This is a genomic window from Burkholderia sp. MSh2 (assembly GCF_000731655.1).
Classification (GTDB): Bacteria; Pseudomonadota; Gammaproteobacteria; order Burkholderiales; family Burkholderiaceae; genus Burkholderia; species Burkholderia paludis.
In genome coordinates, this window is the sequence record NZ_JPGM01000004.1 from 46753 (window position 1) to 60301 (window position 13549).

At 69.3% G+C, this 13549-nt stretch carries 11 protein-coding genes and 1 riboswitch; of the genes, 2 read left to right on the plus strand and 9 right to left on the minus strand.

The window, feature by feature from the left end:
• Nucleotides 1-133: 133 nt before the first annotated feature.
• On the minus strand, nucleotides 134-1213 hold the full coding sequence (locus tag GQ57_RS02715) for an NAD(P)H-dependent flavin oxidoreductase (protein ID WP_034197022.1): 1080 nt from the start codon (nucleotides 1211-1213) through the stop codon (nucleotides 134-136).
• A 223-nt stretch (nucleotides 1214-1436) separates the two neighbouring features.
• Between GQ57_RS02715 and GQ57_RS02720 the strand changes: the two genes are divergently transcribed.
• Both GQ57_RS02720 and GQ57_RS02725 read left to right on the plus strand, forming a co-directional pair.
• On the plus strand, nucleotides 1437-2129 hold the full coding sequence (locus GQ57_RS02720) for a dienelactone hydrolase family protein (protein WP_034197023.1): 693 nt from the start codon (nucleotides 1437-1439) through the stop codon (nucleotides 2127-2129).
• An 86-nt stretch (nucleotides 2130-2215) separates the two neighbouring features.
• Nucleotides 2216-3694, plus strand: coding sequence for an amidase (locus tag GQ57_RS02725; protein WP_031397000.1), 1479 nt, complete (start codon nucleotides 2216-2218; stop codon nucleotides 3692-3694).
• 84 nt (nucleotides 3695-3778) lie between these two features.
• Here GQ57_RS02725 and metF read toward each other — a convergent pair whose 3' ends face one another.
• The 8 genes from metF to flhB all read right to left on the minus strand — a co-directional run bounded on the left by metF (nucleotide 3779) and on the right by flhB (nucleotide 13370).
• Nucleotides 3779-4609 (minus strand): methylenetetrahydrofolate reductase [NAD(P)H], encoded by an 831-nt coding sequence (metF, locus tag GQ57_RS02730; protein ID WP_031397001.1) that lies wholly within the window; start codon nucleotides 4607-4609, stop codon nucleotides 3779-3781.
• A gap of 25 nt (nucleotides 4610-4634) precedes the next feature.
• Entirely contained in the window at nucleotides 4635-4988 is a 354-nt protein-coding gene (locus GQ57_RS02735; protein WP_011882923.1) for a phage holin family protein, read from the minus strand.
• A 108-nt stretch (nucleotides 4989-5096) separates the two neighbouring features.
• Entirely contained in the window at nucleotides 5097-6515 is a 1419-nt protein-coding gene (gene ahcY / locus GQ57_RS02740; protein WP_031397002.1) for an adenosylhomocysteinase, read from the minus strand.
• A 32-nt stretch (nucleotides 6516-6547) separates the two neighbouring features.
• Nucleotides 6548-6657: riboswitch (S-adenosyl-L-homocysteine riboswitch) on the minus strand.
• A gap of 65 nt (nucleotides 6658-6722) precedes the next feature.
• Nucleotides 6723-7457, minus strand: a complete 735-nt coding sequence (locus tag GQ57_RS02745; protein WP_031397003.1) for an RNA polymerase sigma factor FliA — start codon at nucleotides 7455-7457, stop codon at nucleotides 6723-6725.
• Between the two features lie 22 nt (nucleotides 7458-7479).
• Nucleotides 7480-8298 (minus strand): nucleotide-binding protein, encoded by an 819-nt coding sequence (locus GQ57_RS02750; RefSeq protein WP_031397004.1) that lies wholly within the window; start codon nucleotides 8296-8298, stop codon nucleotides 7480-7482.
• Nucleotides 8291-10060 carry a flagellar biosynthesis protein FlhF gene (gene flhF / locus GQ57_RS02755; RefSeq protein WP_031397005.1) on the minus strand — a complete coding sequence of 590 codons (1770 nt, stop codon included), beginning with the start codon at nucleotides 10058-10060 and terminating at the stop codon, nucleotides 8291-8293. Before flhF ends, GQ57_RS02750 begins: the two co-directional genes overlap by 8 nt.
• Nucleotides 10057-12156 (minus strand): flagellar biosynthesis protein FlhA, encoded by a 2100-nt coding sequence (gene flhA, locus GQ57_RS02760; protein WP_031397006.1) that lies wholly within the window; start codon nucleotides 12154-12156, stop codon nucleotides 10057-10059. The genes flhF and flhA overlap by 4 nt, the downstream gene beginning before the upstream one ends.
• Nucleotides 12153-13370, minus strand: coding sequence for a flagellar biosynthesis protein FlhB (gene flhB / locus GQ57_RS02765; RefSeq protein ID WP_031397007.1), 1218 nt, complete (start codon nucleotides 13368-13370; stop codon nucleotides 12153-12155). The genes flhA and flhB overlap by 4 nt, the downstream gene beginning before the upstream one ends.
• Nucleotides 13371-13549: the final 179 nt, after the last annotated feature.

The following is a 13549-nucleotide window of genomic DNA, read 5'->3' on the forward strand; positions in this document are numbered from 1 at the left end:
AAAGGTCGTTTCAATGCATTCCCGGGACATTTCGATTCGGTATTTTGTGCCCGGGATCATTGAATGAAACGCGCGTGACAACGCGCGTTTCGTCATTGGATATGCACCATTCGAACGGCGGCGCGGCGGCCGTTCAGCCCGCCAGTGCGCGCCATTCGGCGTCGAGCGCGGCGACGAGCTGCGCGGTCGACAGCGCATCGCCGCGCCGCCGCGCGAGCGGCGCACCCTGCCCGGCCCACAGCGACAGGTAGTCGCCGTCGTTCGCGCGCGCGGCGGCCTGGCGCAGCGGCTGCGTCAGCGCGTTCTGCACCGGATACGGCGCGACGTCGGCCATGCGCTCGCCGAGCCGGGCCATCAGCGTGTTGCGCAGCCCGCGTGCGTGACGGCCGGTAATCGCGCGCGTGACCTGGGTCGACGTATCGGCGCTCGCGAGCAGACGCGCCTTCCAGTCCGCCGCGATCGGGCTTTCCGTGCAGGTGAGGAACGCGGTGCCGAGTTGCGCGCCCTGCGCGCCGAGCGCGAGCGCGGCCGCGATCCCGCGGCCGTCCATGATGCCGCCCGCAGCCAGCACGGGCAGGCCCGTCGCGTCGACGAGCTGCGGCACGAGCGCGAACGTGCCGATCAGCGCCTCGTCGGCGGAACCGATGAACGTGCCGCGATGGCCACCCGCCTCGGCGCCCTGCGCGGACAGCGCATCGGCGCCGGCCGCCCGCCACGCGAGCCCCTCGGCCACGTGGGTCGCGGTGCCGATCACGTAGGTGCCGGCGGCCTTCAGGCGCGCGACGTCGGCCGCGTCGAGCACGCCGAACGTGAAGCTCGCGACCGGCACACGCAGCGCCACGAGCGCGTCGAGCTGCGCGCGGAAGTCCGGCGCGTAGCGCGCGGGCGCCTCGCCCGGCGGCAAGCCGAACGCCGCGTTCAGCGGATCGATCGCGGCCAGCGCGCGGGCGACGGTCGCCGCGTCGGGCGCGGCGTCCGGCAGTACGAACAGGTTGATCGCGAACGGGCGATCGGTTGCGGCGCGGATGGCCGCGACGTCGGCCGCCAGGCGCTCGGGCGCGAACGCGGCGGCGCCGAGACTGCCGAGCGCGCCGGCATTCGATGCGGCGGCGACCATCGCGGCCGTGGTCGCGCCGACCATCGGCGCCTGCACGAGCGGCAGGCGCAGGCCGAAGCGTTCGGAAAAGGGCGTGGAAAAAGAACGGGAAGACATGGCGAATCCTTCGATGACGAGGGGCGAAAGCGCTTTGTAAAAGCCGACTCATCGACTCTATCGAAGCCCCGCGGCGCCGAAAAATGAATAATCGAGATCGAAACGATCGCTGCGCGAGAAGCGGCGCGCACCCTGCACCGCCCCACGATTGGTGGCACACTAGGCCGCCCTCTTCCACCCCGGGGGCGCGTCTCGCGCACCCCGTTCGCCAGGAGTTCAGAACGTGACTGCCCAATGGATCGACATCCCGACCGGTAACGACAGCTTCGGCGGCTATCTCGCGCTGCCCAAGCGCGGCAAGGGCCCTGCCGTCATCATCATCCAGGAGATCTTCGGCGTGAACTCGCACATCCGCGCGGTCGCCGACCAGTACGCGTCCGACGGCTTCGTCGCGCTCGCGCCGGACGTGTTCTGGCGCACGCAGCCGCGCGTCGAGCTGACCTATGAAGGCGCGGATCGCGACAAAGGCATCGAGCTGATGAAGAAGACCGACGTGGGTCTCGCGGTCGCGGACATCGGCGCGGCGGCCGACGCGTTGCGCGCACGCGCCGAAGTGGCCGGCAAGATCGCCGCGATCGGCTACTGCTTCGGCGGCCAGCTCGCGTACCGCACGGCCGCGACCGGCAAGCTCGACGCGGCGGTCGCCTACTACGGCGGCGGCATCCAGAATGCGCTCGACCTTGCCGGCGGGATCACGCAACCGATCCTGTTCCACTACGCGGAAAACGACCACGGCATCCCGCTCACGGCCGTCGACCAGGTGAAGGCCGCGTTCGCCGGCCGCGGGCACGCGTCGTTCCACGTGTATCCGGGCGCCGAGCACGGCTTCAACTGCACGGACCGCGCGTCGTACAACCAGCGCGCGTCGGCGCTCGCGCATGGCCGCACGCTGACGTTCCTCGCCGAGCACCTGTAAATACAATACGCGCGGCCGCGGGCCCCTCGCGCCGGGCCCGCGTTATGCTCCCATCATCGCCACAGGTCACAACGGGGGTGACTGCGATGCACTCTGACTATCTCGCGCATGACGCGATCGGCCTCGCCGCGCTGGTGCGCGAACGCAAGGCGAGCCCGCGCGAACTGCTCGACGCCGCGATCGGCCAGGCCGAAGCGGTCAACGGCGCGATCAACGCGATCGTGCTGCAGGACTACGATGCCGCGCGCCAGCGGGCGGCCGCCGCCCAGGATGGCGGCGCCGACGCGCCGTTCGCCGGCGTCCCGTATCTCGTCAAGGATCTCGGCGCGGCGGTCGCCGGGTTGCCGCTGTCGATGGGCAGCCGGCACTACCGGTATTTCGTGCCGAGCGACGATTCGCCGGTGATCGCGCGAAGCCGTGCGGCCGGTTTCAACGTGTTCGGCAAGACCAACACGTCGGAAATCGGCCAGATGCCCTACACGGAGCCCGAACTGTTCGGCGCGTGCCGCAACCCGTGGAATCTGGACCACACGCCCGGCGGCTCGAGCGGCGGGGCCGCCGCCGCCGTCGCGGCCGGCATCGTGCCGCTTGCGCATGCGTCCGACGGCGGCGGCTCGATCCGCATTCCCGCATCGTGTTGCGGGCTGTTCGGCCTGAAACCGAGCCGCAACCCGGTGCTCGTCGATCAGCCGTCGAACGGCGAGCTGGTCGTCCAGCATGCGGTCGCGCGCAGCGTGCGCGACAGCGCGCTGCTGCTCGACGTGACGACCGGCCAGACGCTGCCGCCCGGCGCGCCCGGCACCTTCCTCGGCGAGCTCGACACGCCGCCCGGCGCGCTGCGGATCGGCCTCGTGACCGACCCGATGCTCGCGCCGGCGCTCGCCGACGACACGCGCGCGGCGCTCGACGACGCGGCCGCGCTGCTCGAATCGCTCGGCCACCATGTCGAGCCGGCCACGCTGCACGTCGACTACGCGCGTACGGCCGAAACCTTCCTCACGCTGTGGGCGACGATCGCCGAGGAGATGGTGCTCGGCGCGCGCGCGCTGACCGGCCGCGCGCCGCGGCGCGGCGAATTCGAAGCCGCGACGTGGGCGATGGCGGTGGTCGGCCGGCGCCTCGCGCGCACGCGGCTGCCGGACGTGCTCGAATGGCAGCGCCAGCTCACGGTGCAGGTCGCCGGCCTCGTGTCGCGCTACGACGCGATCCTGTGCGCATCGCTCGCGGGGCCGCCGGTGAAGATCGGCGAATTGCAGCCGACCCCGTTCGAATCCGTGCAGATGAAGGTGCTCGCGGCGCTGCCGGTGAAACCGCTGCTGAAGGAAATGCTCGCGAAGTCGTCGGAAAAGGCCTTCACGTGGGCCGGCTGCACCGAGCTGTTCAACCTGACCGGCCAGCCGGCGATGTCGGTGCCGCTCTACTGGAATGCGCGCGGGCTGCCGATCGGCGTGCAGTTCGCCGCGCGTCACGCCGACGACGCGCTGCTGCTGAGGCTCGCGCGGCAGCTCGAACAGGCGCGGCCGTGGTTCGATCGCCGCCCGCCGCTGATGACGGCGCGGCGCTGACGCGCACGGCCTCGCCGCACCTCGAAAAAAAGCCCCGCCGGTGTTGCCGGCGGGGCTTTCGCGCATGCAGTTGCCTGACGGCGCCTATCCGGCGAGCCGTTCGCAGATCGTTCGCGTCGCGGCCGCCGTGTTCAGCGTATAGAAGTGCAGCCCCGGCACGCCCGCATCGACCAGACGCTGGCACAGGCCCGTGACGACGTCCGCGCCGAACGCGCGGATCGACTCGCGATCGTCGCCGAAGCTCTCGAGCCGGCGCGCGATCCAGCGCGGCACTTCGGCGCCGCACATCTCGGAGAAGCGCATCAGCTGCGAGAAGTTCGTGATCGGCATGATGCCCGGCACGATCGGCACGTCCACGCCGAGCTTGCGCGCGTCGTCGACGAAGCGGAAATACGCATCGGCGTTGAAGAAGTACTGCGTGATCGCGGAATTCGCGCCGGCCTTCACCTTGCGCGCGAAATTCTCGAGATCGGCCTTCGGCGAACGCGACTGCGGGTGGTACTCCGGATAGCCGGCGACCTCGATGTGGAACCAGTCGCCGTGCTCGGCACGGATGAAACTGACGAGCTCGGACGCGTAGCGCAGCTCGCCGACCGCCCCCATCCCCGACGGCAGGTCGCCGCGCAGCGCGACGATATGCCGGATGCCGTACGAGCGGTACTGGTCGAGGATCGCGCGCAGGCTGTCGCGCGACGAGCCGATGCACGACAGGTGCGGCGCGGCCTCGAGGCCGTCCTTCTGCATGTCGAGCACGGTATCGAGCGTGCCCTGCTGCGTCGAGCCGCCGGCGCCGAACGTCACGGAGACGAATTTCGGCTGCAGCGGCAGCAGTTGCGCGCGCGTGGCGCGCAGCTTCTCGACGCCGTCCGCCGTCTTCGGCGGGAAGAATTCAAACGAAAGTTCGATCGGTTTCATGATTCGGTGGGAGCAGGCGCCGGCCTCAGCCGATGTCGCGCTGACCGAAGATCAGCGCGGACAGCAGCCACGACACGATGCTGTACAGGATCGAACCGAAGAACGCGGACCAGAAGCCCGACACCTCGAAGCCCTTCAGCAGCGACGACGCGAACCAGAAACACAGCGCGTTCACGACGAGGATGAACACCCCGAGCGTGACGATCGTGACGGGCAGCGTCAGCAGGATCAGCACCGGGCGGATCACCGTATTGATCAGGCCGAGCACGACCGCGACGATCAACGCCGTGCCGAAGCTCTTGATGTGGATCGACGGCACGAGATAGGTGATGATCAACAGCGCGAGCGCGTTGATGACCCAGGTGAGGATGACGCTCATGAAGTGCTCCGGTTCGATGGTCGATCGGTACGATCAATGACCGCCGCGGGCGCCCGAAGGCGCGCCGCGGCGGCCGGCGATCCGGCGCCGCGGCGGCGGCGCAACGGATCAGTAGCGGTAGTGGTTCGGCTTGAACGGGCCTTCCTTCCCGACGCCGATGTACGAAGCCTGCTCGTCCGACAGCACGGACAGGTTCGCGCCGATACGCGCGAGGTGCAGGCGCGCCACCTTTTCATCGAGATGCTTCGGCAGCACGTACACCTTGTTCTCGTACTGTTCGCCGCGCGTGAACAGCTCGATCTGCGCGAGCGTCTGGTTCGCGAACGAGTTCGACATCACGAACGACGGGTGGCCGGTCGCGCAGCCGAGGTTCACGAGGCGGCCTTCCGCCAGCAGGATCACGCGCTTGCCGTCCGGGAAGATGATGTGGTCGACCTGCGGCTTGATGTTTTCCCACTGGTACTGGCGGGTCGACGCGACGTCGATTTCCGAGTCGAAGTGACCGATGTTGCAGACGATCGCGTTGTGGCGCATCGCCTTCATGTGGTCGTGGTTGATCACGTGGTAGTTGCCGGTCGCCGTCACGAAGATGTCGGCCTTGTCGGCCGCGTATTCCATCGTCACGACGCGGTAGCCTTCCATCGCCGCCTGCAGCGCGCAGATCGGATCGATTTCGGTGACCCACACGGTCGCGCCCAGACCGCGCAGCGACTGCGCGCAACCCTTGCCCACGTCGCCGTAGCCCGCGACGACCGCGACCTTGCCCGCGATCATCACGTCGGTCGCGCGCTTGATGCCGTCGACCAGCGATTCACGGCAGCCGTACAGGTTGTCGAACTTCGACTTCGTGACCGAATCGTTCACGTTGAACGCCGGGAACGGCAGGCGGCCGTCCTTTTCCATCTGGTACAGGCGGTGCACGCCGGTCGTGGTTTCCTCGGTCACGCCCTTGATGTGCGCGAGGCGCTTCGAGTACCAGTTCGCGTCGATGTCGAGGTGCTTCGCGATCGACTTGTACAGCGCGACTTCTTCCTCGTTGGTCGGCTTCGCGATCGCCGAACGGTCCTTCTCGGCCTTCGAGCCGAGGATCAGCAGCAGCGTTGCGTCGCCGCCGTCGTCCAGGATCATGTTCGCGAATTCGCCGTTCGGCCATTCGAAGATGCGGTGCGAGTACTCCCAGTACTCGTCGAGCGACTCGCCCTTGTACGCGAACACCGGCGTGCCGGCCTCGACGATCGCGGCCGCGGCGTGATCCTGCGTCGAGAAGATGTTGCACGAGGCCCAGCGGACGTCCGCGCCGAGCGCCTTCAGCGTCTCGATCAGCACGCCCGTCTGGATCGTCATGTGCAGGGAACCGGCGATGCGCGCGCCCTTCAGCGGCTGCTGCGCCTTGTATTCGTCGCGAATCTGCACGAGGCCCGGCATTTCGGTCTCGGCGATGTTCAGTTCCTTGCGGCCCCAGCCGGCCAGTGCCAGATCGGCGACGACGTAATCCTTGGAAGCCTGGGTATCGATAATGGCGTTCATCACGCCCTCCTTTCTAAAAAGTTTCTAGATTGGTGACGTGAGCGCCGTTCAGGAAGCGGGGCCGGCGCATTCGCCGGCTGCTTGGTGAAGCTTTCCGAGCCTGGCGGGCCTGGGACGGCCCGTCGCAACGCTCCTCGGAAAACGGGAAGGATTGTAGCAAATCGGCGCGCGGAATGCGCATCCGCGCGCGCGACCGCCACGAAAGGGTCAGGACTCGGCGCCGACCCACGCCTGTTCGCGCAGCCGTGCGCGCAGGCGCGCGACGGCCTGGCTGTGCAACTGGCACACGCGCGATTCGCTCACTTCGAGCACCGCGCCGATCTCGCGCAGATTCAGACCCCGCTCGTAGTACAGCGACATCAGCAGCTTCTCGCGCTCGGGCAGCCGCTCGATCGCCTCGACGAGCGCCTCGCGCAGGTGCTCGTCGAGCAGCGCCGACAGCGGGTCGGCGTGATCGACGCGGTAGCGGTCGAGAAACGGCTCGTCGTCGGCCGCGCGATCGAAATCCTCGTAGTAGATGAGCTGGCTGCCGTGCAGGTCCTGAAGCATCCCCTGGTATTCGTCGAGCGGCATGTTCAGGTGCTGCGCGATCTCGGCCTCGCTCGCCGAGCGACCGAGATGCTGCTCGACCTGGTGCACCGCCTGCTCGACCTCGCGCGACGTCTTGCGCAGGCTGCGCGGCAGCCAGTCGTTGCTGCGCAGCTCGTCGAGCATCGCGCCGCGGATGCGCTGCGTCGCGTAGGTCTCGAACTGCGCGCCCTGGTCTTCCTTGTAGCGGCCGGCGGCATCCATCAGGCCGATCATGCCGGCCTGGATCAGGTCGTCGAGATCGACGCTCGCCGGCATCTTCGCGACGAGCTGCAGCCCGAGACGACGCACGAGCGGCGCATATTGCGCGAGCACGTCGGCCTGGGACATCTTTCCTTGAGCGTTGTACATCATGGCTCTCTCCTTCCGGTGGCGCTCATGCGGCGTGTGCCGCGCCCGCCTCGTACGACGGCTTGCCGCCCGCGTGGACGGCGCGCCCCGCGCCCGGACCCGGACGCATCGGCCAGTACAGCAGATCGGCGGCAATCTGCCGGTAGTCGCGCGCGGCCGCCGACGACGGAAACGCGTCGACCGCCGCCCGCATCAGCTCGCGCGCATGCTCGACGAGCTGATCCGCGCTCACGCAGCCTGCATCGGCGATCGACACCGTCAGGTAGCGGCTCGCGACGCCCGCGAGGTTGTCGAACGCGACCTTCGCGTCCGCATGGCTGCCGACCTGGTTGGTCAGCACGCGGAACTGCGCGAACGCATGGGCGAAATGCAGCCGCTTCATGCACGCGTACGCCTCGGTGATCGCCTGCGCGGCAACCCGCGTGACGATCAGCACGTCGTGCGCCTCGCGCGCGAGCGCCGAGAACGCGCCGTCGGCGCCGAGTTGCGCGTCGACGAGGACGATGTCGGCCGGGCCGTCGATGAAGTCGCTCAGCTGCGCATCGGTATAGCCGGCGCGCGCGAACCGCGCGGCCGCGCACAGGCCGAACCCGGCCGCCACCCGCGTGCGCTCGCCTTCGCGCAGCCACGCGCCCGCAAGGGTCGCGCTGGCCGAATGCACGTCGGCGCGCTCGTCGACGACGAGCACGTCCTTGCCGAGCGACGCGAGCGCCGCCGCCAGGTTCACGACGGTGGACGTGCAGCCGACGCCCGCCGGCCCGCCCGCCACCGCAACGATCCGCGATGTGCGCCCGGCCAGCAGGCGCCGCAATCCTTCAGCCTGGTCGATGATCCGTTTATCCAAATCGCACCTCGTGCAGCTCGGCGGTGGAACGTGCGGTCAGCGCGGACAGCAGCGTCGGCATGTCCTCGTCTTGCGGGACGAAGGGCGAACCGTCGCGCGGTACGCAGAACGCGCTCTTCAGCAGGAATCGGGTCGAGGCGACGTACAGGTTCTCCGGCACCTTCTGGCCGGTCGACACGTAGTGGACCGGCAGCTTGTAGCGGATCACCGTGTCGAGCACGCCGCCGAGGTGGGTCGCCTCGTCGAGCTTGGTGAGGATGCAGCCGGCCAGATCCGGATGCTCGCCGGCGCTGCGGTAGGCCTGCACGACTTCGTTGAGCGTGTCGCCATGGCTGGTCGCGTTGAGCAGCAGCAGGCGCTGCACCGGCGCGTTCGCGCCGTGCAGCATCGCGATCTGGTCGGATACCGCGCGGTCGCGCTGGCTCATGCCGATCGTGTCGATCAGCACGATGTGCTTGTTGCGCAGCTCGGACAGCGCGAGCGCGAGATCGCCCGCATCCTTCACCGCGTGCACCGGCACGCCGAGAATCCTGCCGAAGATGCGCAGCTGCTCGTGGCCGCCGATCCGGTAGCTGTCGGTGGTCAGCAGCGCGACCTTGCTCGCGCCGAAGCGCATCACGCAGCGCGCGGCCAGCTTCGCGGTGGTGGTCGTCTTGCCGACGCCCGTCGGCCCCATCAGCGCGAATACGCCGCCGCGCTCCATCAGCGCATCCTCGCTGTCGAGCACCGGCAGGTTCGCCGCGAGCACCGACTGCGCCCACTCGGCGGCCTGTTCGAAGCTCTGCATGTCATCGCCGGACGGCAGGTTGTCGACCAGCATCCGCACGAGCTGCGCGGAGAAGCCGGCGGCAAACAGGTGCTTCGTCAGCGCGCCATGCACGGCGCTGCGGCGCTGGCGGTCGTGCCACATCAGGCTGTCGAACTGCTCGTCCATCCGCCCGCGCAGTTCGCCGAGCTCCTGCATCACCGTGTCATTGACGATCCGCTCGATGCGCGACTTCACCGCATCGGCCACCGCGGCGGCCGTGTCGGCGGACAGGCGCGTGCGCTCGGCCGCCCGCGCGGCCTGCGCGGCGCTCGCTTCCTGCGCGCGCACGGCGGCGGCCGGCATCCGGCGTTCGGCGTCGCGCACGATCTCGCGCGCCCAGTCGGGCGGCGTCGCGCTCGCGGCCGGCTGCGGCTGCGGCGCGGGCGCGCTCGCTTGCGGCGCGGCGGGCGTCGCCTGCGCGCGCGCGATCAGCGCGTCGCGCTGCTGCGTCAGGCGTTTCGCGTGCTCGACCAGCCACGGCGCGGGTTCGGAAGCAGGGGCCGGCGTACCGGCGGCCGGCGCGGCGGCAGCAGGTGCCGCGATCGACGGCGCGGCCGCGTCCGGCGCGTCCACGTCGCCCGCCGGCAGGTGCGCCGCTGTCTCGTCCGCCTCGGCGCTCGCGCCGAAGACCGACGAGAACACGTCCGGCAGCCCGCCTTCGTCGGCGGCGTACGGATTGACGGCCGGGCGGCCCAGCGCCGCACCCGGGCGCGACACGATGCCCGGCACCGCGGCGGCCGGCACGGATTCCGGCAGCCGCGGCATGGCGAGCCGCGGCCGCACCGCGGCCGGCGGCGCCACGGCGGCGAGGTCCGAATCGGCGAGGGCGACGATTTCCACGCTGCCGTCATCGAGCGTGCGGTTCGACAGCACGACCGCGTCGGCGCCGAGCGCCTCGCGCACGAGACGGAGGGCGTCGCGGCTCGTAGCGCCGGTGAATTTGCGAATGTTCAAGCGGAACCCCCGATGACGTTAACGACTTTGATCGTGCGTGTGTCCGGCACTTCGGCATACGACAGCACTTTCAATTGCGGCAGGCTGCGGCGCAGGAAACGCGCGAGCATCGCGCGCAGCGCGTGCTGCACGAGCAGCACGGGCGGCAGCCCGAGATTCTGTTGACGCAGCATCGCCTGCTGCGTACCGGTCAGAAGGTTGTGCGCCAGGCCGGGCTCGAGGCCCGGATTCGCGCCGGTGGCGAGCGCCTGCGACAGCACGCGCTCGAGATTCGAATCGAGGCCCATCACCTGCATCTCGCCCACGCCCGGATACCACTGCTGCGTGATCGCGCGACCGAGCGCGAGCCGCACCGCGGCGGTGATCTCGAACGCGTCGCCGCGGCCCGCATGTTCGGACACGGCCTCGAGGATCGTGCGCATGTCGCGGATCGGCACGCCTTCCTCGAGCAGGTTCTGCAGCACTTTCTGCAGCGTCGTCAGCGAGATCGTCTTCGGCACGAGGTCCTCGACGAGCGACGGCGCGTCCTTGCCGGTGCGCTCGACGAGCGCCTGCACTTCCTGGCGGCCGAGCAGCTCGGCCGCGTGCTGGACCACGAGATGGTTCAGGTGCGTCGCCACGACCGTGCTCGCGTCGACCACCGTGTAGCCGTACACCTGCGCCTGTTCGCGCATCGCGACGTCGATCCACACGGCCGGCAGCCCGAACGCGGGGTCCTGCGTGACGGCGCCCGGCAGCGCGGCCGTGACCTGGCCCGGGTTGATCGCGAGCCACTGGCCCGGGAACACTTCGCCGACGCCGATCTCGACGCCCTTCAGCGCGATCCGGTACGCGTTCGGCCGCAGTTCGAGGTTGTCGCGGATATGGATCACCGGCGGCAGGAAGCCGATTTCCTGCGCGAATTTCTTGCGGATGCTCTTGATGCGCTTGAGCAGTTCGCCGTCGCTGTTCCTGTCGACGAGCGGGATCAGCCGGTAGCCGACTTCCAGCCCGAGCGGGTCGATCAGCTGCACGTCGTCCCAGGTCGCCTCATGGCTGTCGGACGGCAGCGCCGCGGGCGGCGCGATGTCCGTCACGTCGCCGGCCGCCTTGCGGGCCGCCGCGCGGCGGGTCTGCGTGCGCGCCAGCCAGATCGCGCCGCCGCCGAGCGCGAGGAACGCGAAGTGCGGCATCCCCGGGATCAGCCCCATCAGCACGATGATCGCGCCGGTGATCGTCAGCACGCGCGGGTTCGTGAACAGCTGGCCGGTGATCTGCGTGCCGATGTCCTCGTCGGTCGCGACGCGCGACACGATCACGCCGGCCGCGGTCGAGATCACGAGCGACGGGATCTGCGCGACGAGGCCGTCGCCGATCGTCAGCAACGTGTAGTTGGTGCCGGCCGCGGCGAAGCTCATGTCGTGCTGGACCATCCCGACGATCAGGCCGCCGATCACGTTGATCGCCATGATGATCAGGCCGGCGATCGCGTCGCCGCGCACGAACTTCGACGCACCGTCCATCGAGCCGTAGAACTCGGCTTCCTGCGCGACGGACTGGCGGCGCTTGCGGGCCTGTTCCTCGTTGATCAGGCCGGCGTTCAGGTCGGCGTCGATCGCCATCTGCTTGCCGGGCATCGCGTCGAGCGTGAAGCGCGCGGACACTTCGGCGATCCGCCCCGCGCCCTTCGTGATCACCATGAAGTTGATGATCATCAGGATCACGAACACGACGATGCCGACCGCGAAGTTGCCACCGACGAGGAAGTGGCCGAACGCCTCGATCACCTGGCCGGCCGCGTCCGGCCCGGTGTGGCCTTCGAGCAGCACGACGCGCGTCGACGCGACGTTCAGCGACAGGCGCAACAGCGTCGAGAACAGCAGCACGCTCGGGAACGCCGCGAAATCGAGCGGCTTCATCGTGTACATGCTGACGAGCAGCACCATCACCGACAGCGCGATGTTGAACGTGAACAGCAGATCCAGCAGCAGCGGCGGCAGCGGCAGGATCATCATCCCCAGGATCATGCAGATGAGGATCGGGCCCGCGAGCGCGCGCAGGTTGGTACCCGCGAGCATGTTCGGGCGCTTCGCGAACAGTCCGGTCGGCGTGCTCATGCGGCGGCCCCCGGCGTGCCGTTGCGACCCGGCTTGCCGAGCGAGTCTTCGGCTTCCTCGCGTTCGTCGTCGGTGGACACCGACGCGCCCTTGTCGAGTTCGGCCGGCACGTCGAGATCGACCGGCACCGCCGGGAACGCGCCGCCTTCCGAACGGAAGCGCTTGAGCTGGTAGACCCACGCGAGCACTTCGGCGACGGCCGCGTACAGCGAGCCGGGAATCTCGCGCTCGAGTTCGACGTTGTGATACAGCGCACGTGCGAGCGGCGGCGCCTCGAGCAGCGGCACGTTGTGTTCGGATGCGAGTTCGCGGATGCGCGCGGCGACGAGGTTCACGCCCTTCGCGACGACCTTCGGCGCGCGCATCGCGCCGTCCGTGTATTTCAGCGCGACGGCGAAGTGCGTCGGGTTCGTGACGACCACGTCGGCCGTCGGCACGGCCGCCATCATCCGGCGGCGCGCGAGCGCGCGCTGCTGCTGGCGGATCCGCCCCTTCACGTGCGGATCGCCTTCGTTCTCGCGATGCTCGCGCTTCACTTCTTCCTTCGTCATGCGCAACTTCTTGTTGTACTGCCAGATTTGGTAAGGCACGTCGAGCGCGGCGACCACCAGCATCCCGGCGACCGTCGTGCCGCAGCACACCGCGACCAGGTGCAGCGCATCGGGCAGCGCCGCGCCGAGCGGCTGCGTCGCGAGGCCGAGCAGTTCGTCCTTGCTGCGCCAGATCGCGACGCCGCCGACCCCGCCGACGACCAGCGTCTTCGCGACCGACATCCCGAGCTGGATCGGCCCCTGGATCGAGAAGATCCGGCCGAGGCCCGAGATCGGGTTCAGGCGGTCGAACTTCAGCTCGAACGTTTTCTGCGAGATCAGCCAGCCGCCGAGCGCCATCGGCGCGAGCAACGCGGCGAGGCCGGTGAGCGCGAGGAGCGGCAGCAGCGCGGCAAAGCCTTCGAGGCTCGCGCTGCCGGCCGCCGACAGCATCCGGTTCGTGTCGAACGCGGTCGCGCGATCGAACGTGAACGCGCCGCGCAGCATCGCCTGCAGATGGCCACCCGACGGACCGGCGAGCAACCACGCGCCGTAGAACCCGGCCGCGAGCAGCGCGAACGACGCCAGTTCGCGCGAGCGCGCGACCTGCCCCTCCTCGCGCGCCTTCGCACGGCGTCTCGGAGTGGCGGCTTCGGTCTTGTCGAGATCGCTCTCGTCTGCCACGGGGCCTCCAGTCGGGTACGGCGGAATGCCGTTTTCCAGTGACACCGATTATTCATGGAGGCGTCAACCAGCGATCGGTCGAGGAAAGCCGGGAAAGGGGGGTATTTCGGGGAATCGGGCGGGCCGGCGCAAAGCGGGCCGGAACGGGCCGGAACGGCGATACGGCGCGGCGGTCGGCG

Coding starts and splice junctions, on each gene's coding strand:
- metF (WP_031397001.1), bottom strand. CDS start 4,609: ATGAAACCGATCGAACTTTCGTTTGAATTCTTCCCGCCGAAGACGGCG.
- GQ57_RS02715 (WP_034197022.1), bottom strand. CDS start 1,213: ATGTCTTCCCGTTCTTTTTCCACGCCCTTTTCCGAACGCTTCGGCCTG.
- ahcY (WP_031397002.1), bottom strand. CDS start 6,515: ATGAACGCCATTATCGATACCCAGGCTTCCAAGGATTACGTCGTCGCC.
- GQ57_RS02735 (WP_011882923.1), bottom strand. CDS start 4,988: ATGAGCGTCATCCTCACCTGGGTCATCAACGCGCTCGCGCTGTTGATC.
- GQ57_RS02745 (WP_031397003.1), bottom strand. CDS start 7,457: ATGATGTACAACGCTCAAGGAAAGATGTCCCAGGCCGACGTGCTCGCG.
- GQ57_RS02725 (WP_031397000.1), top strand. CDS start 2,216: ATGCACTCTGACTATCTCGCGCATGACGCGATCGGCCTCGCCGCGCTG.
- flhA (WP_031397006.1), bottom strand. CDS start 12,156: ATGAGCACGCCGACCGGACTGTTCGCGAAGCGCCCGAACATGCTCGCG.